At 58.0% G+C, this 23,172-nt stretch carries 19 protein-coding genes and 1 riboswitch; of the genes, 5 read left to right on the forward strand and 14 right to left on the reverse strand.

Translation table 11 applies throughout. From position 1 onward, the window contains the following. Position 1 precedes the first annotated feature (1 nt). The gene (locus MPRO_RS26340) at positions 2 to 2,302 is read right to left on the reverse strand and encodes a phage tail sheath family protein (protein ID WP_082708741.1); all 2,301 of its coding nucleotides are present in this window, start codon (positions 2,300 to 2,302) and stop codon (positions 2 to 4) included. Positions 2,303 to 2,716: 414 nt separating this feature from the next. Between MPRO_RS26340 and MPRO_RS13195 the strand changes: the two genes are divergently transcribed. Next, complete coding sequence (locus MPRO_RS13195) at positions 2,717 to 3,493, forward strand: TRAP transporter large permease (RefSeq protein WP_281177182.1); 777 nt, start codon at positions 2,717 to 2,719, stop codon at positions 3,491 to 3,493. A gap of 239 nt (positions 3,494 to 3,732) precedes the next feature. Here the strand turns inward: MPRO_RS13195 and MPRO_RS25820 are convergent, their stop codons facing one another. The 3 genes from MPRO_RS25820 to MPRO_RS13205 form a co-directional block, all read right to left on the reverse strand. Further along, on the reverse strand, positions 3,733 to 3,912 hold the full coding sequence (locus MPRO_RS25820; protein ID WP_158651814.1) for a hypothetical protein: 180 nt from the start codon (positions 3,910 to 3,912) through the stop codon (positions 3,733 to 3,735). 235 nt (positions 3,913 to 4,147) lie between these two features. After that, the gene (locus tag MPRO_RS13200) at positions 4,148 to 5,527 is read right to left on the reverse strand and encodes a hypothetical protein (RefSeq protein ID WP_067293225.1); all 1,380 of its coding nucleotides are present in this window, start codon (positions 5,525 to 5,527) and stop codon (positions 4,148 to 4,150) included. Then, a complete protein-coding gene (locus tag MPRO_RS13205) occupies positions 5,524 to 6,171 on the reverse strand; it encodes a PspA/IM30 family protein (RefSeq protein ID WP_067293227.1) in 648 nt (215 codons plus the stop codon). The genes MPRO_RS13200 and MPRO_RS13205 overlap by 4 nt, the downstream gene beginning before the upstream one ends. A 132-nt stretch (positions 6,172 to 6,303) precedes the next feature. Between MPRO_RS13205 and MPRO_RS13210 the strand changes: the two genes are divergently transcribed. Further along, on the forward strand, positions 6,304 to 7,038 hold the full coding sequence (locus MPRO_RS13210) for a helix-turn-helix domain-containing protein (protein WP_067293230.1): 735 nt from the start codon (positions 6,304 to 6,306) through the stop codon (positions 7,036 to 7,038). Positions 7,039 to 7,044: 6 nt separating this feature from the next. On the opposite strand, the gene atzF is transcribed toward MPRO_RS13210, so the two are convergent. The 8 genes from atzF to MPRO_RS13250 form a co-directional block, all read right to left on the reverse strand. Then, positions 7,045 to 8,847 (reverse strand): allophanate hydrolase, encoded by a 1,803-nt coding sequence (gene atzF / locus MPRO_RS13215; protein ID WP_067293233.1) that lies wholly within the window; start codon positions 8,845 to 8,847, stop codon positions 7,045 to 7,047. Beyond that, positions 8,844 to 12,482, reverse strand: coding sequence for an urea carboxylase (uca, locus tag MPRO_RS13220; RefSeq protein ID WP_067293237.1), 3,639 nt, complete (start codon positions 12,480 to 12,482; stop codon positions 8,844 to 8,846). The genes atzF and uca overlap by 4 nt, the downstream gene beginning before the upstream one ends. A gap of 139 nt (positions 12,483 to 12,621) precedes the next feature. Next, positions 12,622 to 13,266 (reverse strand): urea amidolyase associated protein UAAP2, encoded by a 645-nt coding sequence (locus MPRO_RS13225; protein ID WP_067293240.1) that lies wholly within the window; start codon positions 13,264 to 13,266, stop codon positions 12,622 to 12,624. Then, positions 13,260 to 14,000, reverse strand: a complete 741-nt coding sequence (locus MPRO_RS13230) for an urea amidolyase associated protein UAAP1 (protein ID WP_067293242.1) — start codon at positions 13,998 to 14,000, stop codon at positions 13,260 to 13,262. Before MPRO_RS13230 ends, MPRO_RS13225 begins: the two co-directional genes overlap by 7 nt. 21 nt (positions 14,001 to 14,021) lie before the next feature. After that, positions 14,022 to 14,816, reverse strand: coding sequence for an ABC transporter ATP-binding protein (locus MPRO_RS13235; RefSeq protein WP_067293246.1), 795 nt, complete (start codon positions 14,814 to 14,816; stop codon positions 14,022 to 14,024). Next, entirely contained in the window at positions 14,816 to 15,634 is an 819-nt protein-coding gene (locus MPRO_RS13240) for an ABC transporter permease (protein ID WP_067293249.1), read from the reverse strand. The genes MPRO_RS13235 and MPRO_RS13240 overlap by 1 nt, the downstream gene beginning before the upstream one ends. A 38-nt stretch (positions 15,635 to 15,672) precedes the next feature. Beyond that, the gene (locus tag MPRO_RS13245) at positions 15,673 to 16,713 is read right to left on the reverse strand and encodes a putative urea ABC transporter substrate-binding protein (protein ID WP_067293253.1); all 1,041 of its coding nucleotides are present in this window, start codon (positions 16,711 to 16,713) and stop codon (positions 15,673 to 15,675) included. 64 nt (positions 16,714 to 16,777) lie between these two features. Continuing rightward, positions 16,778 to 16,879: riboswitch (guanidine-I (ykkC/yxkD leader) on the reverse strand. Between the two features lie 195 nt (positions 16,880 to 17,074). Then, a complete protein-coding gene (locus MPRO_RS13250; protein WP_067293272.1) occupies positions 17,075 to 17,335 on the reverse strand; it encodes a DUF5062 family protein in 261 nt (86 codons plus the stop codon). A gap of 204 nt (positions 17,336 to 17,539) precedes the next feature. Between MPRO_RS13250 and MPRO_RS13255 the strand changes: the two genes are divergently transcribed. Both MPRO_RS13255 and MPRO_RS13260 read left to right on the forward strand, forming a co-directional pair. Further along, positions 17,540 to 18,184, forward strand: coding sequence for an MBL fold metallo-hydrolase (locus MPRO_RS13255; protein ID WP_067293256.1), 645 nt, complete (start codon positions 17,540 to 17,542; stop codon positions 18,182 to 18,184). A gap of 117 nt (positions 18,185 to 18,301) precedes the next feature. After that, the gene (locus MPRO_RS13260) at positions 18,302 to 18,775 is read left to right on the forward strand and encodes a Dps family protein (protein WP_067293259.1); all 474 of its coding nucleotides are present in this window, start codon (positions 18,302 to 18,304) and stop codon (positions 18,773 to 18,775) included. A gap of 83 nt (positions 18,776 to 18,858) precedes the next feature. Here the strand turns inward: MPRO_RS13260 and MPRO_RS13265 are convergent, their stop codons facing one another. After that, complete coding sequence (locus MPRO_RS13265; protein WP_245635093.1) at positions 18,859 to 19,473, reverse strand: DUF502 domain-containing protein; 615 nt, start codon at positions 19,471 to 19,473, stop codon at positions 18,859 to 18,861. A gap of 158 nt (positions 19,474 to 19,631) precedes the next feature. Then, entirely contained in the window at positions 19,632 to 20,780 is a 1,149-nt protein-coding gene (gene zapE, locus MPRO_RS13270) for a cell division protein ZapE (RefSeq protein WP_067293265.1), read from the reverse strand. Between the two features lie 203 nt (positions 20,781 to 20,983). On the opposite strand from zapE, the gene aceK reads away from it, so the two are divergent. Next, positions 20,984 to 22,744, forward strand: a complete 1,761-nt coding sequence (aceK, locus tag MPRO_RS13275) for a bifunctional isocitrate dehydrogenase kinase/phosphatase (protein WP_067293269.1) — start codon at positions 20,984 to 20,986, stop codon at positions 22,742 to 22,744. Positions 22,745 to 23,172 lie beyond the last annotated feature (428 nt).

Consider the following 23,172-nt stretch of genomic DNA (forward strand, 5'->3'; position numbering starts at 1 on the left):
ATCAGGATTGTTCGCCAACTTTTTGCTGGATACGGATGATGACGAACTCGGCGGGCTTCAGTGGTGCAAAACCGACCTGAACGATGACCTGCCCGCGGTCGATATCGCCCTGGGTCATGGTGTCGCCGAGTTTGCAGCGAACGAAATAGGCCTGGTCGGAGGTGGCACCCTGAAAAGCGCCGGCGCGGAAGAGACCGTTCATGAAGGAGCCAATATTGCCTCGCAATGATCCCCAGAGCGGTTCGTCGTTGGGTTCGAACACCGCCCACTGGATACCGTTGTAGATGCTCTGCTCGATAAAAATTGCAGTGCGGCGTACAGGCACATAGCGCCACTCAGGTGAGGCTTTGGTTGCCAGGGTGCGACTTCCCCATATTACCGAGCTGTATCCCGGCAGGCGTCGAATGACATTGACCCCCAGGGGGTTGAGCTGATCTTGCTCCAGGTCTTCGGCCGCAAATTGTAGAGCTGCTACACCGTTCAATTGAGTCTCGACGCCGGCGGGGGCTTTCCACACGCCGCGACGGGCATCGGTGCGCGCCCAGAGACCAGCCGCCAAAGAGGAGGGTGCAATGGCCACCGTTTTTGGCGCAGTGGGATTACGGTCGGCGTCATAGGCCGGGTTCGCGACGCTGACCCAGGGGTAGTAGAGGACGGTATAGGTGGATGTCGGCAGCCCCAGCGATTTGACCGCTGCGGCCTGATCCAGCTCCAGCCCTGCGGGGGGATCCACTATGAGCATGCGATTGCGCATGGTTTCGCAGTGGGCCAGCGTTTGGGTGATGATCGGATTGGTACCGCTGGCAGGCCAGGGGTTGCCCGGCAGCACGACAATGCTGACGTCCCTGATCTTGCGCAGGGTGTTGGCATAGAAGGTGCCATATTCTGCTGCACTGGGGGCGTTGGCGACGCCGCCGGTCAATGGTACGCCCTGCTCCAGCAGTCCGAGGCTTTGTATGGGGACCAGATTGCTGATGCCCAGTTCTCGCTGACGCCCAGGGGTGGCGACGGGATTATCGGCGGCATTCATGCCGAGAATGTTGGCGAGGGCGCCGTCGGTAACCTGAATCCCCGACAGCCGCACCGCTGACGAGCCCGATGTGAAGCTGAACTGGGTTGTAGCGGCGTTATAGCTAGCGGAAAAAGCGGCCAGAGATTCACGGCCATTGGCCTCTGCCCGCACCGCGTTTTGAATGGCCAGAGCGATGGCCGCCCCTGAGGTATCGTTGTTAGCGGTGAGGTTGAATGCGGCTGTAGCCAGGGACAGAGTGACATTGTTGCCATCGACGCTGAGTGTCAGGCCAGTCACGCCCAGAGCGGAAACGCTGGTTGCGAAAGGCAGATCCGCGGGGGCAACGGCGGCCCCGGTGATGCGGGCGCTATCCTCGGGCCTCAGGCGCAGCAGCTCAGCAAGGCCACCGCCGAAGACCTCCACCGACGCCAGGCTTTCGTCCTCTGCGGCGGTGAGAGTGAAGCGATCCGTGGCGCCACTCCAGCTGGCGCTGAAGGTCTGGTAGGCGTCCTGTGGGCCCAGGGCCCGAATCGCTGTCTCGAGCGCGGTGGCGATATCATCAGGATTGTCGCCGGGAGAGACGGTTACCGAGATCTGCTCGGTCTGCAGGCCGTTGATGGCGAGGTTCATCAGCATCGGGTTGCCGCTGGCGGCGGCAAAGGGATTCGGGTCCGGCAGGGCACCGCCGATAAGGGAGGCCGCCTGATAATTGGCGGCTACTGCAGCGCCCAGTGCAACAGACACCAGGCTGGATGAACTGTTGATCCGGGTCAGAGCGTAGTCAGGCGAACCGGTATTCATCGAAAGATCGGTGAATATCTCATCTACGACCAGTTCGCCGTCTTCGCGATGCCCCACCACCAGATCGAACAACTCGGCATCGGCATCCGGCTTTATAATCTGCACGAAGATGTCATTGCCCCAGTCGCCGACATTTTTGGCACTGATTGCCAGACCGCCATTAGCGAGAGGACCTCCGCCCGCGACACCCTGGCCGTTAATACCCAGAGTGGCGGGGGCGGAGCCTTCACCGGTCAGGCGGCAGATAAAAGCGGCGCCGCCTCCATTGAGATAAAAGGCCTGTACGGCCAGCCCCATAGTGTCATCGGCACCGGTGACGCCGCCGAAGTCGCGTACATAATCGTCGAATTTGCCTATTAAAATGGCGCCCGACGGCCCTCGGGAGGAGGCTCCGACGAACGCGGTGACGGACGTAGAAACGCCTTCAATGGGCCTTGCGCCACTGGGGATTTCTTCGATATAGACGCCGGGGTGAAGATAGCTTGCCATGCTCAGACTCCTGAATGTGAAGTCCAGGTGAAGTCGGCAAGCGAGCGGGTGCGAGACCGCAGGGCTTCCCAGTTTCCCCTGAATCCTGACTCCCTTTACTGCAACAGCGGGCGGGTTTCTAACGCTTGTTTTAACTTAGCTCAGCCAGTGGGGAGGCCAAGATGAGATTCTTGCACGGTGTTTGGCAATGTGGGTGAATAGGTTTTGATGATAGTTACTAGTGATTATTTATTGATCTGTTGTTGATGTTCGATTCTGGAAAGTTGTTGTTAGTCGGAGTCAGTTTCCATTCTGCTTGTCGCGCCACTGCTACATATTGTGTGATATTAAATTTAACTATCATGCTGGTGATATTGACTGAATTATGGCTATCGTGTCGGTCGTATTGTCAGGATTTGCAGCGGTACTCATGAACTGTTCCTTGCAGGTGTTATCCCGGGGATTCTGGGGGGCGGCATGATGATGGGGCTCGCCTATTACCTGGCGGTGCGCTATGACTTCCCGCGCGAAGAGGCCTTCAGCCTTCGCATGCTCTGGGAGAAATTCCGTGCCGCGAGCTGGGCGCTGATGCTGCCAGTCATCATTTTGGGGGGGATATTCGGTGGTATCGTAACGGCGACGGAGGGGGCTGGACTGGCGGTGGTCGCGGCGCTCTTTATCGGCTTCGTCGTTTATCGCGAGCTGACGCTGCAGCACCTCTATAAATGCATGGTCAGGGCATCGGTTCAAACGGCAGCGGTTATGCTGCTGGTAGCGGCCTCGGCATTGCTGGGCCTCTACCTGACCGAAGCGAGGCTGCCACAGCAGATGGCACAGGCCATTCTTGGACTGACCGACAGCCCGGTTGTTGTGCTGATGCTGCTCAACTTGCTGTTTCTGGTACTGGGCATGTTTCTGCACGGGGCGGCGGCCATCATTCTGGTGGTACCCATGGTGCTGCCGCTAGTGCATCAGTTTGGCATCGACCCGATCCATTTCGGTCTAATTGTGACACTGAACCTGGCCATTGGTCAGCAGACGCCACCAGTGGCCAGTGTACTGGCGACATCCTGCGCTATCGCTAAGATAGATATCTGGACCACGACGCGCGCCAACTTGCCGTTCATTGGCGTGCTGGTGGCGCTGCTAATGCTGGTGACTTATGTGCCGAGTGTTTCGCTGGGGCTGGTAAATTGGGTCTACGGAAGCTAAGCGTAAATCATCTGGCTTGAGGCTTTCACTCTGGGGTGCCGAGGACCTTATACCTCGGTATCCCTGGAGGCTCTATCAAATCACTTTAAAGGCAAAAGACTGGCGTAGCCACTGCAAGTGCAGTCAGCTTGAGTTGGGAACTGCCTGTTGAGTGGGCGTCTGTTATTACGAATATTCAAAGCGGATTGGCCAAGGTCGGCTCTGTATGCAAAGCCACGAGGCTGAAAAGGACTTGGCTATCAGCCTGCGAGGATCCAGGGATTCTTGCGGGCGGCTCTGGCCGTTGCGCGCTGTACCGGGCTCATCTGGGCATCATTGTGTTCAAGCGTGCGTTGCAAAAATGCTTTTCGTGTTGCCAGATGGGACTGACGGATCAGTCCGAGGTATCGCGCTAGTTGTATCAGTCGGGTGCTTATCATTGTCCTTGCCTCTGGTTCGCTGAATCGACAGGGCTCGATTCCAGGGCGGATCCGCTCGCCTCTGTGGTAACTATTACGCTATTCGCTCTGATTAGGATCACCGCAGCAGCAAGGTAATCCCCCTATGGCTGGCAGTTATAGCGCGGCTGTCTGAAACGGCGCTGAAATTAAGAGGGTGTTCTGTGTAGTTTAGAAAGGCCCTTGCCCGGCGTGACGGGGCGGGCAAGGGCTTGTTTTAAACCTCCCAGCTGGCAAAGCGTCGGCGCAGGAGCAGCAATCGCGGGCGGATGCGGCCGCCACCGGATTCCAGCACTGAGGCGATTACGATGGCGAGCATGCCAAGCACGGCCAGGCTGATCCAGCCGCTGAGGTCAAACACCTGCATCATCTGGTACAGCTGATAGATCAGGCTGACTGCGGCCAGCACCAGGCCGGTGCCAAATAGTGCCAGCTGGCGATAATGGCGGCCGATCAGGGCCAGTATCAAGCCGATAGCCAGACTCGTTAAGGAGGTGGCCAGTCCTTCGAACAGGACAAAGTTGACGATCAATCCCAGGGACAGCATCAGCATGGCCATTAAACGGTAGAGCGCGGGAGCCATTTGGGCCCGGTGCGATACTTCGTACAGCAAGGCTGCGCTGATCAGTGCTGCCAGCTGCAGCATCAGGGATTCTGTGAGGATGCCTTCCAGCAGCAATACGCTGCCCACGCCGATCATTGGGGTGAGCAGACCGCTGCAGACTTCCAGCAACCCTCGCATGATTGACTGGCCCGGCAGTCGCAGGCTGATCTGACGCGCCGCCAGGAAGAGTATCACCAGGCTACTGCTAAACAGGAAAGCATCGGTATCGTAGAACCAGAGGCTACGTCCGACCAGTACGACCAGCGGCAGGTATAGCAGTGCTCGCGCGATCAGTCCGTCGGGTGTGCGGGCAGCGATACTCTGCTGTTGCGTTTTTTCATTGTTCAGCAACATCAGCAGAGCCAGTGGCAAGCTGAGGGCCGACAAGTACAACGGATCGCGCAGCGGAATCAGCAGCAGGGCGTTGGACAGCATAAACATGATGCTCAGGTGTGTGCTCAAAACCCGGGCTAGGGTACGAAACCCCAGTAGCATGACCGGTATCAGCGCGGCGACCGCCAGCGCAACCGTTAAGACGGTGGCAGTGGGGGAGTCGAGTTGCCAGAGCGCATAGTCCGGCTGGCTGAGGCTGCGCTGGGGGCCAAATGCCGAGTACACAAAGGCGCCCAGAATGGCAAAGTTGGCGGGTACCGAGGTCAGTGCCAGGGTGACCAGCAGGCGAGCACCCTTGGCTTCCTGTAGCCAGTGGCCGCTGACAAGTCCGACACCGCAGAGCAGCAGGCTGTGGCCAAGCAGCATGGCGTAGCGCAGCAAGTCGTTACCGTCCTGCCAGCCTTGCACCAGGAAACTGTACATGGCCACCAGCAGTGCCGTGGCGCCGGCCATGCGCAGTAGCTGGGGCAGGCGTTGCATCAGTGGTGTGGCGGTGATCGGGCCTGGGTTCGAGTCGGCGTTATCAGAACCGGTCGCTGAGTCGGACATCGCCATAGCGGGTGTTGCGGCCGGCAGCCAGGGATCGGGATGCTGATTCATTTTGCGTTCTCCTGCAGCAAGGCATCGAGTTCGGCGCGCAGGCGGGCATCGTGCTCCTCGCGGCTGAAGGCTTGGTCGAGGTTGTCCTCCAGGCTGGTATCGCCAATGCGAAGTTCCTGCTCGCTAAGTCGTACGTCCCAGCGCTCAAAACTGGTTTCCAGATCACGCAGCGAGCTTTCGCTGTCTGGCGCTGTGGCGACGCGGGCCGCGGTTCCGCTCTGGCGGGCACGCATGATCGAGTGACGATTGCTCAGTGCGTGCAGGCGGGCTTCGCTGTCGGCGACATCACGGGACAAGCGGACTGCCGACTGGCGGTAACTGACCTGCCCCCGGGCCAGTTGCTCGGCCTGGGTTCTGCATTGCTGGCGGCGCTCGATACAAGCCAGTGCTCGGGTGGGGTCTGTGCTGGCACAGCTTTTGGCGCGTTCCGCCCAAAGCTGCTCATCCTCGTGCAAAGCGGCTATGCGCGATTGCAGTTGAGCCTCTTCGCGTTGCATCTGATTCAGCCGTGCCCGGGCCTGGGCCACTTTGTGACGCATTTCATCAATGCTGGTTTGCACAACGGCTTCGTGGTCCTCGATTTCACCGACAATGCCATCCAGGCGGGCTATAAAGGTAGTGGACAAGCGCTTGATAAATGACATGGTGCAGGGCTCCGGCTATGGGTTCGAAGCCATTCTTTGCCTGAATTGCGGATTAATAAACCGTCTTATGGAAAGCACTGTTTTGATCACCGTAAAGTATACTTATTCGATACTTTTTGGGTGGAGAGCGTCGTGGCACAGACAGAAGCAATCATCTCGACACTGAAGCGGGCGCTGCGTGCCAGTGGGCTGACCTACGCTGATGTGGCGCGCGGGCTTGGCATGAGCGAGGCGAACGTTAAACGCCAATTCGCCACTGAGCGTTTTACGCTTGCGCGGATAGAGGATATTTGCCAGCTGATGCAGATGGATCTGTCGGAACTTTTTCAGCAGTATGAAGCGGCGCGCCAGCGCATTGTGCACCTGAGCGAAGCTCAGGAGCGGGAACTGGTGGCGGATCCACTGCTGCTGATGGTGGCGGTTTTCGTGCAGAGTCAGCTGGGCTTTGCCGATATTATCGGGCGATATGCAATCAGCGAAAGCGAATGTATTCGTTGCCTGGCGAAGCTCGACCGGCTGCATATTATTGACCTGCTGCCCCGCAACCGTATCAAGCTTCGGATCGACGAGCACTTCAGCTGGATCCCGGGTGGGCCTATTGAGCGCTATTTCGAGCAGGAAGTGCAGCAGCAGTTTCTGCGCGGCAGTTTTCGAAAATCTGGCGGTACGCGGCTGTTTTGCACTGGCATGCTGAGTGAGCATTCACGTCAGCTGATTAGCCGCAGGCTACAGGCGCTGAGCCAGGAAATCGCTGATCTGCAGCGCCAGGATGCCAGCCGCCCGCTGGCTGAACGCCATAATACCGGGGTGCTGCTGGCGTTACGAGAGTGGGAGTTCTCCGCCTCCCAGCCATTTCTGCGAAAGTAGTTTTAATCAGGTACGGTTGTTTTCCAGATAAGGCTTCCAGCCGCCCAGATGGGTAATCTCCTGGGCGCCGTTGAGGCCATGGGGTTCACAGATAAAGCCGCTTATCCGGCGGCCATCGGCCAGGCGTATCTTGCCGATGCCCAGCGGTGCCGGAATACCGGCAACGAAGCTGCCAAACTGTGCGGCCGGGACTGACCAGATTTCCACTTCGATGCTGGCACCTCCGGCTTCATCCAGCAGCATCCCCGGACGATAGGGCGGGCCGCCGGCCAGTGCATAGAGGCGGTAAACCGGTGCGGACCGGGTGCGTTCAACCAGGGTCGCGCCGCGTTCAACCAATTGCCAGTTCAGTGGCAGGCCCTCCAGGTGGGCGCCGCAGACGACCACCTCGATCTGCTCTTCGGCCCTAACGGGTGTGGTATTCAATGCGGGCATGGGGGTTTTGGTAGCCCCCAGTGGCTGCCTGAACAGGCTCTGGATACGATTGGCGATCGATAGCAGCTTGCGATCCTGGAAGTGATCGGCCACCAGGGTAATACCGAACGGCAGACCCTTGTCAGTGAACGTGGTGGGCACGGCAATGGCGCACAGATCGAGCAGATTTACAAAATTGGTGTACTGGCCCAGTTCGCTGTTGTGGCGGATGGGGTCGGCCAGCATCTGTTCGATACTGAAGTGCGTGCTGGTGGTGGGGGTCAGCAGGCAGTCGAGCTTTTCCAACTGAGCCAGGCACTGTTGCTGCAAGGCTTTCAGGCGGTACTGGGCACTGAACAGCGCGGTGGCGCGGGGCTCGCAGCCTGGCTCGATAATGGCGCGAATTACATCCAGCATGGTTTCTGGCTTCTCTTTCACCAGCGGCAGAGTGGCCAGATAGCGCTCCGCCACCCAGGGGCCTTCGTAGAGTAGCCGGGCGGCCTCCAGAAAGGGCGCGTAGTCGACTTCAACGCACTCAAAGCCGTCTGCACGCAGTTGCGAGACAGTTGCTGCGTAGGCGCTGGCATAGTCGGCGTCACCGAAGAACTCCAGCTGAGCCGCTGGAATCACGCCGGTGCGAACCGGTCCTTGCCAGCGGCCATAGTGGCGCGGGCTGTTCTGAAACGGGTTGGCGCGGCTGTACTCATCCGTGCAATCGACCCCTTCAGCCACCGCAAGCACTGTGTTTGCGTCATCGGTGGTGAAGGCGAAGATGCTGATGCAGTCCAGGCTGCGGCACGCCCGCGCCATGCCGGTATTGGACAGTAGCCCCCGGCTGGGCTTGAGACCCACCAGGTTGTTAAAGCCGGCAGGTACCCGGCCGGATCCTGCGGTATCGGTGCCCAGGCTAAAGCTGGCCAGCCCCAGCGCAACCGCCACCGCAGAGCCTGCGCTGGAGCCCCCGCTGACCATAGCCGGATCAAAGGCATTGCCACAAGGGCCCCAGGGGGAACGGGTGCCGTTCAGGCCTGTGGCAAACTGATCCAGATTGGTTTTGCCAACCGGAATGGCGCCGGCGTCAATCAGACGCTGCACAGCGAAGGCGGACGTATCCGGGGTGAATGCATAGGCCTCGCAAGCGGCGGTCGTCGGAATGCCGGCCAGGTCAATGTTGTCCTTGATAGCAAAAGGAATGCCCCAGAGTGGATGTGTGGCCTTGTCTTTGTCGGCCAGGGCATCCAGGTAAGGCCGCTGTTCGTCGGCGCTGAGCAGGTGGATCCAGATATTGTGGTCGCTGTACTGCGCGGCCTTGGTTCGAATGTCGGCGAGGATATCACCAGGGGACACGCCGTCGGCGTAGGCTTGGCGCAGGGCCGAAAGAGTCATGTCAGTCATGCGGTCTTCTCCAGATCAATCGTTGTGGCGGTGTCGCCTTCCAGTACCAGCAGTGCCTGACCTGCCTGTACACGGTCGCCTGCCGTGCACAGCAGTTGCGTTATGGTGCCGTTACAGGGGGAAAAAATGGGGATTTCCATTTTCATGGATTCGAGAATCAGCAGTGTCTGCCCGGCCAGCACCCGATCGCCCACGGCGACCTCGGCCTGCCAGAGACTGCCGGACACCGGACTGTCGACCGGTATATGATCCTCTGGCCAGTTGTGTTCAGCTTTATCTGTAACTGTTTCCTGCGGCTGGTAATTGAATTGCCCGGTGCTGTGCCAATGCGCCAGTTCGGTCTCAAAGGCCTGTTGGCGGGCTGCTGTAAATGCCGCTATATCGGTGCTCTGCTCGGCCAGCATGGCCTGGTAATCGCTGAGACTGAACTGGCTTTGTTCTATTTTCAGCGGATAGCGCCCCTGGGGGAAGTCGCGGCGGATCTGTTTGAGTTCGTCGCTGCTGACTTCGTAGAAACGAATCTGGTCAAAAAAGCGCAGCAGCCAGGGTTGCTCAAACTCTGTCGTCCTGCGGTAGCGATTCCACATCTGCAGGGTGCGGCCCACGAACTGGTAGCCGCCAGGACCTTCCATGCCATAGACGCAGAGGTAGGAGCCCCCGATGCCAACCGAGTTTTCAGCGGTCCAGGTGCGGGCGGGGTTGTACTTGGTGGTAACCAGACGGTGACGCGGGTCAATCGGTGTAGCCACCGGGGCGCCGAGGTAAACGTCGCCCAGCCCCATCACCAGGTAGGAAGCCTCGAAGATGATGCGCTTGACCGCGTCTATGCTGTCCAGCCCGTTGATACGGCGGATGAATTCCAGGTTACTCGGACACCAGGGAGCATCGCGACGCACCGACTGCTGGTACTTTTCGATGGCCAGTTGGCACGCTTCGTCGTCCCATGACAGCGGGATATGCACGATACGTGAGGGTACGCTGAGTGCATCCAGCTGTTGGGCAAGGGCTTCTTCGGCCTGGCGCAGATGCGTCAGCAGCCTGGCATGGCTGAGCTGCTGACTGTCGAAGTGCAGTTGCAGCGAACGGATGCCGGGGGTCAGTTCGCGTAGCCCAGGCAGGGGGTTCTGCTGCAGCCACTGCATCAGGGCATGGGCGCGAAAGCGCAGCCGAATATCCAGTTCCTGGGCGCCGTACTCGACCAGCAAAAAGTGGTCACCGGCGGCTCTGTAGGTAATTTCGTCACCGAAGTCGGCGGCATCAAGACGGGCCAGAACAGGTGTATCAGGCTTGATAGGCATCCAGTCCGGGGGACTGGCCTCAAGGCTTTTCAGGGTCTGGTTTTGCGAGGCTTCGAGCGCCACGGCCGCCTCAATGGATACCGGTACGAAACGTACCCGGTCGCCGGCGCGAAGCTGGCCGAGCTTCCACAGGTCGGCCTGAATTACCGTGGCGGGGCAGACAAAGCCGCCGAGGGAGGGGCCGTCGGGGCCTAGGATCACAGGCATGTCACCGGTAAAGTCGACGGTTCCAAAGGCGTAGGCGTTGTCATGGATATTGGAGGGATGCATGCCCGCTTCGCCGCCGTCCGGCCGTGCCCAGTCCGGTTTCGGGCCTATCAGGCGCACGCCGGTGCGGCTGGAGTTGTAGTGGATCTCCCAGTCGGTCGCGAAAAAAGTGGCAATATCGTCTGCGGTGAAGAAGTCCGGTGCGCCATGGGGGCCATAGATGACTCGCAACTCCCACTGGTCGGTGATCGTGGGCTGCAGGTCCTTGACCTGGGGTGGAATTGGGTTTGAAAGTGCGTCAGCGTTTGTCGAGTCTGTTAGTGCCAGTACATCGCCGGTGCGCAGTGCCCGGCCGTTATGGCCGCCAAACTGCCCCAGGGTGAAGGTGCTGCGTGATCCCAGGTATTCGGGGCAATCCAGCCCGCCTTTGATCAGCAGGTAGGAGCGTGCGCCGAGGCTGATGCGCCCGAGCTGCAGCTGCTGGCCGGCACGAATCAGGGTCGTCTGCCAAAGCTCGATAGGTAAACCGTCCAGCTGGGCTTCGATTGGGGCGCCGGCGATCAGAACCTGGGTATCGACGCTGAATTTCAGCAGCGGCCCCTGCAGCGTGATCTCAAGTCCGGCGGCGGATTCAGGGTTGCCCAGCAGGCGGTTTCCCAGGCGGAACGAGTAGCTGTCGAAGGGCCCTGATGGTGGCACGCCGACATCCCAGTGCCCCTGGCGGGCTGGCCAGTCCTGAATCGTGGTCTGGGTGCCCCCCTGAATGACATCAATGCGGGCGGGTGTGTGGCGAAAATCGTTGAGATAGCGGGTCGTCACCTCGCCGCTCGCCAGCACAGGGTCGCGGCATAGCGCACGCAGGTAGCCCAGGTTGGTTTCGATGCCGTACAGACGGGTGTTATCCAGCGCAGTGCTCAGACGCTGCAGTGCATCGTTGCGGTTATCACCCCGGACTATGATCTTGGCGAGCATCGGATCAAAGAAAGGCGGGACTTCTGTGCCGCTTTCAATCCAGTGATCGATACGCAGGCCGTCCTGCTGCGGGAAATACACTTCACTCAGCAGGCCGGCACAGGGCTGAAAGCGCTGATAAGGGTCTTCGGCATAGACGCGTACCTGAATGGCGTGACCTCGGGGCGCCAGCGTTGGGCGACGCTGCTCCAGCGTCATATCCTCGCCGGCAGCCTGGCGCAGCATCCATTCCACCAGATCAACGCCATAGACCTCTTCGGTAACGCCGTGCTCGACCTGCAGCCGGGTGTTGACCTCAAGGAAGTAGAACTCGCCGTTGTCACTGTTGAAGATGAACTCAACGGTGCCGGCGTTGCGGTACTGCACCTGCGCCAAGAGGCGCTCCGCTGTGGTGTGCAGCGCCTGGCGGGCGGCATTGTCCAGGTTCGGGGCCGGGCATTCCTCCACGACCTTCTGGTTACGACGCTGGCTGGAACAGTCCCGTTCGCCAAGCGCAAGGGCCTTGCCTGCACCGTCACCGAACACTTGCACTTCGATATGCCGCGCCCGCTGGATGAACTTTTCCAGAAAGACGCCATCATCGGCGAAGTTATGCGCACCCAGGCGCCGGACACTGTCGAAGGCACCGAGCAGTTCGTCCTCGTTGTGGCACAGGTGCATGCCGATACCGCCGCCGCCGGCGGTGCTTTTGAGCATGACCGGGTAGCCGATACGGATGGCTTCCTCTCGGGCCTGCGCCAGGTTGCTCAGCAGGGCACTGCCGGGCAGTAGCGGCACACCGGCCTCGTCAGCCAGGGCGCGGGCGCGATGCTTGAGGCCAAAGGTTTCGATCTGGGTGGGTGTCGGGCCTATAAAGGCGATGCCGGCGGCTTCGCAGCGGCGTACAAAGGCGGCATTTTCACTCAGAAAGCCGTAGCCTGGGTGAATGGCCTGGACACCGGTTTTTGCGGCGATGGCCAGCAGTTTGTCGATATTGAGATAGGTGTCGCTGGCGCCGCCTTCACCCAGACAGTAAGCCTCGTCTGCCCGGCGCACGTGCAGGCTGTCGGCGTCACAGTCGGCGTAGACTGCCACCGCGGTGATATTAAGGCGTTGCAGGGTACGGATGATGCGTGTGGCGATGGCACCACGGTTGGCGATCAGTACTTTGGTAAACATCGCATGTCCTGTGACGGGCCGTCCCGTGTGGATACTGCAGCAGTGGCCGTCCACTGCCGGTAGTGTTTATTCACCCAGCGGATTAATGCATGAAGCCGCGAAGCTTCATTTCTGGCCCCAGGCCAGTGGGAGTGCCAGGTTATAGGTTGTCCCAGATAAGCAGCTCTACCGGTGTCGGGTTGTAGCCATTGCAGGGGTTATTGAGTTGCGGGCAGTTTGACAGCAGCACTATCACGTCCATTCGCGCCTGCATTTCGACATACTTGCCGGGTGCCGAAATGCCGTCTTCAAAGGTCAGGCCGCCGTCCTCGGTGACCGGCACGTTCATGAAAAAGTTGATGTTGTGGCTGATATCACGCTTGTGAATGCCGTAGTGCGGATGTTCAGCGATGGCGAGCATCCAGCTGTCGCGACAGGCGTGCATGCAGCGTTTTTCCAGGTCGTAGCGCACGCTGTTGCTCTCAGTGGCGCAGGCCCCGCCGAGGGTGTCGTGACGTCCGCAGGTATCGGCAACAATTTCCAGCATGACGTTGTTTTCATTGGAGCGCAGCAGGCTACCGGTGCTGAGGTAGACGTTGCCCTGTTCGCGCATGGTATCCATGGCGCTGTAATGCTCGCTCGGATCAGCGGCGTTGAAGAACAGGGTATCAGCGGCCTGGTTACCTTGCAGATCCAGAATGCGCAGAGTCTGGCCGGCCTTCAGCAGGCCGATATGGTAGTCCCCGGCGTCGACGATATAACGTGCCTGAGCCGCTTCAGGCTGCTGTGTGCTGGTGGTCAGCATGCTGAGTCTCCTGTGCTGTGACTGCCAAGGTGATAGAGGGCATTGTTTTGAAAGCCGCGCTGGTTTTCGGGGCGGAAATTGCGGCAGTAATCATCAGCAGTTACAGCTTCAGCCTGGGATAATTCGATCTGCACGGCGTTGGCCGGGTACTCGGTGGCGGGGCTCAGCGGATGGGGGCAGCTGTGCAGTATGACCAGCGTATCCATCTCGAAGCGCAGGGTAACGTAGCTGCCCGCCTGGCTGTGGCCGTCGATCAGTGTCAGACGTCCCTGGTCATCGGCGACGACTTTGCTGAACCAGTTAACGTTGGCGGCAAGGTCGGCTCGGCCCAGACCATATTTCGCCAGCTCCACCAGGAAAGCGTCATGCCCATTCTGATGCCAGGCATTGCGATCCTGCTGGTAGTCGCGCCTGCCCCACCGCTGTGCTACCTGGTCGGCGCGGCTGTTGCCGCAGACAGTTTCGTGCCAGCCCAGGCTATCGTCGGTGATGGAACAGAAAATGCGCCCCATATCCGAATACAGGCAATGACCGCGGTGCAGCTTGAAGCTGTGCTGGCATTTGAGGGTGTCGGGAGCGTTATAGCGTTCCAGCAGGTTGTCGGGGTTATACAGCAGCATGCCGACATTAGCGTTGCCTGCGATATCAGACAGACGCAGCTCAGTGCCGCGCTTAAGTCTTAGCGACCAGTGGCTGGCGCCGGGCAGGCAGGTTTGGTAAGTCGGATTGGTCATGGACAGTCTCCTGATGTGATATCAGCTAAATGCCACGGCGGGCAGTGTCTGGGGCAGCGATTTGAGTTGCAGGGCAGGCGGCAGGGTGCTTTCAATTGAACCCGGTTGCCCCACTGGCAAGTCGTAGGTGATGCCGGCGCCGTAGGCCTGGGGCGCATGGGGGTCCTGGCGCAGCTTGTCGAACACCAGCAGTCGTGTGCCCAGGTAGAAGCCTTCGCGCAGATCATGGGTAACCATGAACACAGTGGGCTTGTACTGATTCCACAGATCCCGCATCAGCGCGTGCATGTCTGTACGTATACCAGGGTCCAGCGCACCGAAGGGTTCGTCCAGCAGCAGGATGCGGGGCTTGTTGATCAGCGCCTGGGCGATGGCCAGACGCTGGCGCATGCCGCCGGACAGTTCGTGTGGATACTGGTGCAGTGCCTGACTCAGACCGACCCGCTCGAGCATGTTTTTTGCTTCTGTAGTGGCCAGGCGGTGGCGCTGACCAAACAGGTACCCGGTGACGCCAGGGTTATGGAAAGCACGGGCCGCGATCACGTTGTCCAGTACGCTCATATGGGGGAACACGGCGTATTGCTGGAAAACGATGCCTCTATCGGCGTCCGGTTCATCGCGCATGGGCTGGTCATCAAGCAGCAGTGCACCACGCGAGGGCGTTTCTGTACCCAGCAGCATCTTCAGAAAAGTGCTCTTGCCGCAGCCGGAGGTTCCGACCAGGGTCACGAACTCGCCTTCCTGCACCTTGAGGCTGACCCTTTCCAGCACGACGTTGTCGCCGTAGTGTTTCCACAGGTTGCGGGCTTCTATCATCAGCGGCCTCCTTGGGCGTGCCAGGGGAACAGGCGCCGATTCAGCCGGGCCAGCGTGCTGTCAAAAACGAAGGCCAGCAAGGTAATCCAGGCGACATAGGGCAGGATTACATCCATGGCCATATAACGGCGTACCAGGAAAATGCGATAGCCCAGACCATCAGTCGCGGCAATGGCTTCGGCTGCAATCAGGAAGAGCCATCCGGCGCCGAGGGACAAGCGCACGGCATCTATCAGTCTTGGCATCAGCTGAGGCAGCAGTACGCGTAACAGTATCTGAGGCGTACTGGCACCAAGCGTCTGGGCCTTGACCAGTTGTTCTTGGGGGATCTCCATTGTGCTGCGCTGAATATCGCGGGCAATAAAGGGCGTTATGCCGATGGCAATCAATACCACCTTGGACAGCTCTCCTAAGCCAAAGACGATAAAGAGTATGGGCAGTAGCGCCAGCGGTGGTACCAGTGATACCACGGTTAAAAGTGGCGCCAGTGGTGCCTTGACCAGTGGCAGGGCGCCGGTCAGCAAACCCAGCACCAGGCCGATCATGGCGGCGATAGCGACGCCGCTGCCCAGGCGAGTCAGACTGCTGGCAGTATCTGCCCAGAAAAGAAGTTCGCCGCTGCGCTTGCTCGGTTCCAGCGCCAGGCGTTCCATGGCATCACCCATTTGCGCGAAGCTCGGCAACAGCTTGTCCGCCGGGTTGGCTTCAAGTCTGGCGTCGGAGCCCAGTAAATAGAGCACTAGAAGCAGGGCAAAGGGCAGCACTGCGAGCAGCAGGTGCCAGGGGCTGGCAGGTTTCAGATTGATTAGACGTTTCATGCACAATCCTTGGGGCATCCGCAGATGCCCCAGAGCAGTTACAGGGTGCCGTCAGCGGCCATGCGCATGTAGCTTGGATCGAAGCGCAGCTTGATATTGTCGCTGTTGCCGTAGATACCGGCGGGGGTCTCAATGCCGATAAAACCGGCATCGGGGGCGCCGTCGCCCAGTAGTCCGTGGTCAAAGGAGAACTCAGCGACCTGTTGCATAGTGGTGATCAACTGAGTGGCATCGGTTAGCGCCAGGGCTTGCGCGGGGGTGTAGAACATGTGTGTACTGGCGAGCTGTGCGCGGTAGCCGGCGAGGTCTGTGCCGGATGCCAGAGCCATGGATTCCAGTATTTCCAAAGCCTTTGTATCGTCGCCGTTCATGAGTGCCATGGTTTCGTACCAGGCGCCGGTCAGCGCTTTTCCCAGGGCCGGATTGGCTTTGAGGGTGTCGGTATTGACGATAAGCAGGTCGATGATTTCGCCGGGAATTTTGGATGAGTCGAACAGCATATTGCTGCCCGCAGTAGCGGTGATTTCACTGAGCAGCGGGTTCCAGGTGGCAACCGCAGTGACATCTGAAGTATTAAAGGCGGCAACCATATCGGCATCGGCGGTATTGACCACCTGAATATCCGCTTCCTTCAGACCCACTGTATCCAGTGCCCGTGCCAGCAGGTAGTGCGAGACACTGAGTTCAACCAGGTTGACGGTTTGACCCTTGATGTCGTGCAGGGAATCAGCATTCTTAAGAACGACACCGTCATTGCCATTGGAAAAGTCGCCCACAATCAGTGCGGTGCTGTCGATGCCGCCGGCAGCAGGTATGGTCAATGCGTCCATGTTGGTCATGGTGCAGGCGTCAAACCCGCCGGTGCTGTACTGGTTGATGGATTCGATGTAGTCGTTGATCTGCACGACTTCGATATCGATGTCGTACTTGTCGGCCCATTTTTTGACGATACCCAGATCCGCGGCCTGGCCCCAGGGCATCCAGCCGGCATAGATAGACCAGCAGACCTTGAAACTGTCGCGAGCGAGGCTGTGGCTTGAAAGGGCGAGTGTCAGAACGAACAGAGTGAGCTTTAGCATGGCGTACCTCTCAGTTGGTTACGTCGGTTGCACGCAGAGTCTACTTGGCAATACCGCCAGTTGAGTCTCCCGGGCTTTTATCCCGCCGTGTAACCTTTCGCTGAAAGGTCGAGTGCTCTCGGACCAGGCATCGCTGAATGCGACCGGAACCCTAGCGCTCTATTTACCAGATTGTGTTTGTCCAGTATTGCCAAGAGTACGGACGAATATGACTATTCAAAAAATGGGCCGTAATTTTTTTAATTCATTTAAAACAAATAGTTATGTGGATCTGTAGGTTATTCGTAAAGAGGCGTCCGATCATGCGGCGCCTCTTGGTGGTGCGGAATTTTGTGCGGGTGTGCTGTTGTGGTGCGTGAAATCAGGATTTTAGCGGATGCCCGGCGGGTAGCTGGCGTTCGATCCAGAGGGCCAGTTTGTGTTTCATGTTGCGCTCGTTTTCCTGATCTTTTGCCAGTGGCTGAATCAGCTGGTCTTTTACCAGCAGTCGGTAAAGCGCCCGGGTTTTCTCGCTGGCGCTGTCGGTGGCTTCAAACTCGCCGGCGCCACGTTTCTGCATGTAGAGTCCGCCAACGCGGATGGCCTCACGTACCAGTTCGGCTTCCTGCTTCAGTTTGCTCATGCTTGGTCCTGCCTTTTCGGTGCGTTTTTTCTGATTTTGTATGCAGTGCCAGTCGACCCTGGTCCCTGTGGTCTTCAGGTCGTCTTGCCCGGCTATCATATCGCCTGGCCCCTGCGGCTGTACACGCTCGCTGTGACGGGAGGACGCTGAAAGTAACGTTGCCGTTGAGTATACTGGGGTGACTTTTACCCAGGCAGGTTCATCATGAAGTACAGCATTATCCCGGTAACGCCCTTTCAGCAAAACTGCACCCTGATCTGGTGCGAAGAGACCAACAAGGCTGCGGTGGTTGATCCGGGCGGTGACTTGGAACGCATACAGGCGCGTATCGATGAACTGGGTGTCGTGGTGGAAAAAATCCTGCTCACCCATGCTCATATCGATCACGCCGGTGGCACCCATGAGTTTTCCACACGGCACAGTATTCCTGTTGAAGGGCCACACCCTGGTGATCTGTTCTGGATTGAAGGACTGGATCAGCAGAGCAAGATGTTCGGGTTTCCCCAGGTCGAATCCTTTACCCCCGATCGCTGGCTGGATGACGGTGATGTCGCAACCGTGGGCAATCAGCAGTTGCAGGTGCTGCATTGCCCTGGGCATACGCCGGGTCATGTGGTGTTTTATCACCAGGCTAGCGAGCTGGCGCTGGTGGGGGATGTGCTCTTTCAGGGCTCGATCGGGCGCACCGACTTCCCCCAGGGCAATCATCAGCAGTTGATCGATTCCATTCGCAACAAGCTGCTGCCGCTGGGGGATGAGGTTGCCTTCATTCCGGGGCACGGACCCATGTCTACCTTCGGGGAAGAGCGGCGCAACAACCCCTTTGTCTCCGATAAACGTTATGGTTAGTTGGTAAATAGCCTAAGGCAATTGGTTGTATTTATATCGTTAATTTTATCTATCAAAAATCGGCTTCTATACTGGCTCTAGTTAAAAAGAACACTCAATCAGACAAGGAGTATGAGCATGAGTAATCAATCCATTCAGATCGGTATTGCGGAAACAGCACGCAAGGACATTGCCGATGGCCTGAGTTGCCTGCTGGCCGACTCGTACACGCTCTATCTGCAGACACATAATTTTCACTGGAACGTGACAGGCCCGCAGTTCCGTGAGCTGCATCTGATGTTTGAGGAGCAGTACAACGAGCTGGCGCTGGCGGTGGATGAAGTGGCCGAACGCATTCGTACCCTGGGTGCGGTAGCGCCGGGTACCTACAAGGCTTATGCGAGCCTGAGCTCCATCAAGGAAGTCGACGGTGTGCCGCCGGCGGGTGAGATGGTGCAGTTGCTGACTCAGGGGCACGAGCAGGTGGTGCGGACCTGTCGCCAGGTGCTGAAAGTGGCGCAGGCCGCAGATGATGAGTCCACTGCATCGCTGGTATCTGATCGCATGCGGATCCACGAAAAAACCGCCTGGATGCTGCGCAGCATGGTCTGACCCGAATTTCTGACAGTGCCGGCTTGTTTCTTAATAGTCCGGCATTGCCAGTTCCAGCGCTTCGAGATCCCAGGCTTTAGATTTCACATCTTGGAGGCGCTGGAAACGCCGCCGCTGAGCAGGAATGCAGTCACACTGGCAGCGGGTACATCGAGGCGCTTGATCTTGGTTTTCGGAACCACGATCAGGTTGCCGGCAAAGTTATAGGATTGCGGCAGGTAGACTGCAACATCGTCTTCCAGTCCAAAGTCGACCATCGACGCCTGGGTTACAAAGCCCATCAGGCGCACAGTATCATCCTGAGTCACGCTCACCAGAACCGGAGTATCAAAGCGTTTCTCATCCCCCAGAAAAGCCCCGAACAGATCCTTTAGTGAGCTGTAGAGCATTTTGACCACGGGAATGCGATCCAGCAGCGCATCGATGCGCCCGAGCAGGAATTTCCCCAAAAAGTTGGATGCCACTAGCCCCGTCAGGATGATGATGGCGAAGGTAACCCCTATGCCTGTGAGGGTTACCAGCCAGCCGGATTCAAGCCCCGGGAACAGCCGGCCGGTAAGCGCGCCTACGGCGTAAAAGAGGGTTTCATTGAGCGCGGTGAAGATCAGAAAGACAAGGTATATGGTCAGTACAGCTGGCAGTAACAGCAGCAGTCCCTGGAAAAACAGGCGCATCACATAGGTCATTGGGTGTTCCATCGCTTCAGTCCGTTGCGGTTGCAATATTATAAAGGCTGATGACTGAACCGATCATGTATGTGAAACCACTGGGTGGGTAGTCGTTTGCCAGGGCTGCATCTGGCTCCACTCTATACTCTGTTGTTACGGCTTACGGCTTACGGCTTACGGCTTACGGCTCAGGGATGGTGCGGGCGGTCAAGGTAGCTGCTGGATTGCATCTCGATCAGTCGGCTGAGGGTGCGACGAAACTCAAATTCAAGCTGGCCCTGGGCATAAAGTGATTCCAGCGGTGCCTGTACCGACAGGTAGAGATTCACATTACGGTCATATAACTCGTCAATCAGGCTGATAAAACGCCGTGCCGGATCGTCCATCGGTGACCAGCGCACCTGGCGGTTACCGGTACTGGTGGGCGTAAAGCTGCCATCCTCGGTGCCCCGAGCCTTGATGCCCTCCAGAATAGGGCCGCGAAACACAGGCACATTGCTGAGAAGAACGGTATGAAAACGTTGTGCCAACTCGATGTAGTCCAGCGACGAGCGAGGGCCCAGGCACAGGGCTTCAAAGCTGAGCCAGACAGCCCCATTACCCTGTTTGTGTACTGGAACGGGGCGCTTGCATAGCAGGATGCGGTCTGTGTCCTGGGTGGCGGCCTCCATTACTGCGATCTTGCTGACCAAGGCAAAGCGTCGCGCCAGCTGCCTTTCGGCAGGGGCCGGCAAGACTACATCGGCAACGGCCGGTGCATGGCGGCGGTGGTCCTGGCCGCCATCCAGGGAATGCACCTGGGTGTGTTGCTCCAGCAGGCGGATGGCCGGGACAAAACGGTCGCGTTGCAGGCCGTCGCGGTAAAGGTCTGAGGGCGGCAGGTTTGATGTGGCAATGAGCACGACGCCCTGATGCAGCAGTGCATCAAGCAGCCGTCCGAGTAGCATGGCATCACCGATATCCGATACCTGCAGCTCATCGAAACAGAGCACCCGGTGCTCCCGTGCCAGTCGGCGAGCAATCAGCTGCAGCGGGTCAGGCTTGCCGGATTCTCGTGCCAGCTCCCGATGAACCCTGGCCATGAATCGATGAAAATGCAGTCGCAGCGCGATGCCTGCAGGCAGAGATGCGTGAAACAGATCCATCAGTAGCGTTTTGCCGCGCCCAACCGGGCCCCACAGATAGAGCCCCTTGGGCGCCGGCTTGCGTCGCAGCTTGTTGCTTTGCAGCAGTTCAGAGTGAAGCTGGTCTAATCGGGTCAGAGCAGCTTGTTGGGCAGAGTCGGCGATAAAACCTTCTGTCTTGAAACGGGTTTGATAACGCAGACTGGGGGTCATGCTGCTCTCTGTGTCTATAGCCTGGGGATATTAACTCAGATTACGCCTATTTATGCAGCATCATACTTTCAGCGTGCTGCGGGACTCAATTGCGCATGGCGGCGTTCCGGCCGGAGGCATCACGAATGTCAGTGGTCTTGAGTCCGGCAGCGCTTGGGTCGATAGTAGAGCGGGTGCGGGCTGCTAATAAAGGTATGGAAAATATGTCAGGTCAGTTTGCTGAACAGATCGCAGCGGCGGTGCTGGAAAAATTCGCCAATTACCGCAGCCGTTTTCAGAATATTACCGCGGTGGCGCAGCTGCGTTTTGAAAAGGCCGACTGGCACTCGATCCAGCAAGCCGGTGCTGAACGGATTGATCTGTATGAAAACAATGTGCAGGAGGCTGCCAAGGCAATTGTCGAGCAGCTGGGTGAGGTGGTGTACGACGCGCGCCTGTGGCTCGACGCCAAACGCTGCTATGCCCGGAGCATTCAGCAGCGTACCGATCCGGAGCTGGCAGAGACTTTCTATAACTCCATTTACCTTAAAGTCTTCCGGCATCACGAGCTGGATGATGCGCTTATGTTCATTCGCTCGGCCTATGAGGGTAAGCCCATCAACTCCGGTGAGCAGTTCTGTCGCCTTTACTCAACGCAACAGGGTTTGGTGGCGTTATTGGGGCAGCTGCTGGATGACTATGCCTTCAACATCCCCTGGGAGAACCGGCGCAGAGACATTCGCAATCTGGCGCGTCATGCCCGCAAGCATATTCCCTTCATCGATATTGCCAGGGAGGAGGTGACGGTGGAAGTCATGCGCAGCGTGTTCTTTCGCAACAAGGGCGCCTATATAGTCGGGCGCATCAATCACGCCAGTGGCGCCATGCCATTTATCCTGCCGGTTCTGCACAATGGCGACGCCGGTGTCTACGTCGACACGCTGATACTGGAAGAGAATGATGTCTCGGTGATATTCAGTTTTACCCGCTCCTACTTTATGGTGGATGTAAATGTACCGTCCGAATTCATCGGCTTTCTGAATACCCTGATTCCGATGAAGTCCAAGGCTGAGCTGTATTCCTCCATCGGCTTCTACAAACAGGGCAAGGCTGAGTTCTATCGCAGCTTTCTGGACCATCTTGCGGTGTCCGACGACAGGTTCGCCATAGCGCCCGGTATCAAGGGGATGGTGATGACCGTATTTACGCTGCCCTCATTTCCGGTAGTGTTCAAACTGATCAAGGATCGTTTCTCTTCGTCGAAAAATGTCACACGCGCCACGGTGAAAGAAAAGTATCAGCTGGTAAAACGCCATGATCGCGCCGGACGCATGGCTGATACCCAGGAATTCACCAACTTCCTGTTTCCGCGCAGTCGTTTTACGCAAGAACTTATTGATGAGCTGCAAAAGGTCGCTGCATCTTCCATCAAGATAGAAGGTGACCTCATTACCATTCGCCACCTCTGGGCGGAACGTCGCATGACACCGCTCAACATCTACATCGACAGAGCGCTGGCGAATGATGATGAGCCGGACCTGTTCCACGCCATCAATGAATTCGGCAAGGCGATCAAGCAGCTGGCCGCGGCCAACATCTTTGCCGGCGACATGTTGTTCAAGAATTTCGGTGTGACACGCCATGGTCGAGTGGTGTTCTACGATTACGATGAAATCATGTATCTGACGGAGTGCAACTTCCGGCATATACCAGAGGCTATGTATCCCGAGCAGGAAATGTCGGGTGAGCCCTGGTACTCGGTCGGGGCCAATGATGTTTTCCCGGAGGAGTTCACTATCCTTACGGCCTGCAATACCAAGGTACGTCGCATCTTCAACGAGTTGCACGGTGATCTGCTGGAAACCGCCTATTGGCAGCGGATGCAGCAGCAAGTTCGGGACGGGGATATTGTCGATGTTTTCCCTTATCGCCAGATCAAGCGTTTTGCCCGTGGCGCGGCTTCTCAGGGGCGCGAATTTAACTAGCTTTCAGGCGTGCGTGACGGCCCTATTAAATAAATGTGACAGTGTTGTTGACACCAGATCTCCCATGAGTAAAATAGCCCCACTTTCGAGGCACAGCCAAGCGGTAACGCTTGCAGCGCGAAGGGCAAGTCGGAAGTAAGTGGTTGATTTTCAAGTGTTTAGCTTGATGGATTGGCCGGCAGTATCGGCTTGTGAGTCACTCGTTTTTCTCCTCGGCTTCGGTCGAAAATGTTGAAAATAAGAGTTGACTTAAAACGCCGAGACGCTAGAATATGCGCCTCACTTGAGACACGGGATCAGCGGTAACGATCCTCGAGTCCAAGCGCTCTTTAACAGATTGATCAGATAATTCGTGTGGGCGCTTGTCAGGATAAGGCATAAATAGCTTTATCAAGGTAAGCAACCTTAATGTGAATTCATTTAAGTGG

Origin of the sequence: Marinobacterium profundum, from assembly GCF_001528745.1 — a bacterium.
Lineage (GTDB): Bacteria > Pseudomonadota > Gammaproteobacteria > Pseudomonadales > Balneatricaceae > Marinobacterium_A > Marinobacterium_A profundum.

Excerpts from the sequence above, each read along its gene's own strand:
- MPRO_RS26340 (WP_082708741.1), bottom strand. The coding sequence starts at position 2,302 with ATGGCAAGCTATCTTCACCCCGGCGTCTATATCGAAGAAATCCCCAGT.
- MPRO_RS25820 (WP_158651814.1), bottom strand. The coding sequence starts at position 3,912 with ATGATAAGCACCCGACTGATACAACTAGCGCGATACCTCGGACTGATC.
- MPRO_RS13200 (WP_067293225.1), bottom strand. The coding sequence starts at position 5,527 with ATGAATCAGCATCCCGATCCCTGGCTGCCGGCCGCAACACCCGCTATG.
- MPRO_RS13205 (WP_067293227.1), bottom strand. The coding sequence starts at position 6,171 with ATGTCATTTATCAAGCGCTTGTCCACTACCTTTATAGCCCGCCTGGAT.
- atzF (WP_067293233.1), bottom strand. The coding sequence starts at position 8,847 with ATGACTGACATGACTCTTTCGGCCCTGCGCCAAGCCTACGCCGACGGC.
- uca (WP_067293237.1), bottom strand. The coding sequence starts at position 12,482 with ATGTTTACCAAAGTACTGATCGCCAACCGTGGTGCCATCGCCACACGC.
- MPRO_RS13225 (WP_067293240.1), bottom strand. The coding sequence starts at position 13,266 with ATGCTGACCACCAGCACACAGCAGCCTGAAGCGGCTCAGGCACGTTAT.
- MPRO_RS13230 (WP_067293242.1), bottom strand. The coding sequence starts at position 14,000 with ATGACCAATCCGACTTACCAAACCTGCCTGCCCGGCGCCAGCCACTGG.
- MPRO_RS13235 (WP_067293246.1), bottom strand. The coding sequence starts at position 14,816 with ATGATAGAAGCCCGCAACCTGTGGAAACACTACGGCGACAACGTCGTG.
- MPRO_RS13240 (WP_067293249.1), bottom strand. The coding sequence starts at position 15,634 with ATGAAACGTCTAATCAATCTGAAACCTGCCAGCCCCTGGCACCTGCTG.
- MPRO_RS13245 (WP_067293253.1), bottom strand. The coding sequence starts at position 16,713 with ATGCTAAAGCTCACTCTGTTCGTTCTGACACTCGCCCTTTCAAGCCAC.
- MPRO_RS13250 (WP_067293272.1), bottom strand. The coding sequence starts at position 17,335 with ATGAGCAAACTGAAGCAGGAAGCCGAACTGGTACGTGAGGCCATCCGC.
- MPRO_RS13255 (WP_067293256.1), top strand. The coding sequence starts at position 17,540 with ATGAAGTACAGCATTATCCCGGTAACGCCCTTTCAGCAAAACTGCACC.
- MPRO_RS13260 (WP_067293259.1), top strand. The coding sequence starts at position 18,302 with ATGAGTAATCAATCCATTCAGATCGGTATTGCGGAAACAGCACGCAAG.
- MPRO_RS13265 (WP_245635093.1), bottom strand. The coding sequence starts at position 19,473 with ATGGAACACCCAATGACCTATGTGATGCGCCTGTTTTTCCAGGGACTG.
- zapE (WP_067293265.1), bottom strand. The coding sequence starts at position 20,780 with ATGACCCCCAGTCTGCGTTATCAAACCCGTTTCAAGACAGAAGGTTTT.
- aceK (WP_067293269.1), top strand. The coding sequence starts at position 20,984 with ATGTCAGGTCAGTTTGCTGAACAGATCGCAGCGGCGGTGCTGGAAAAA.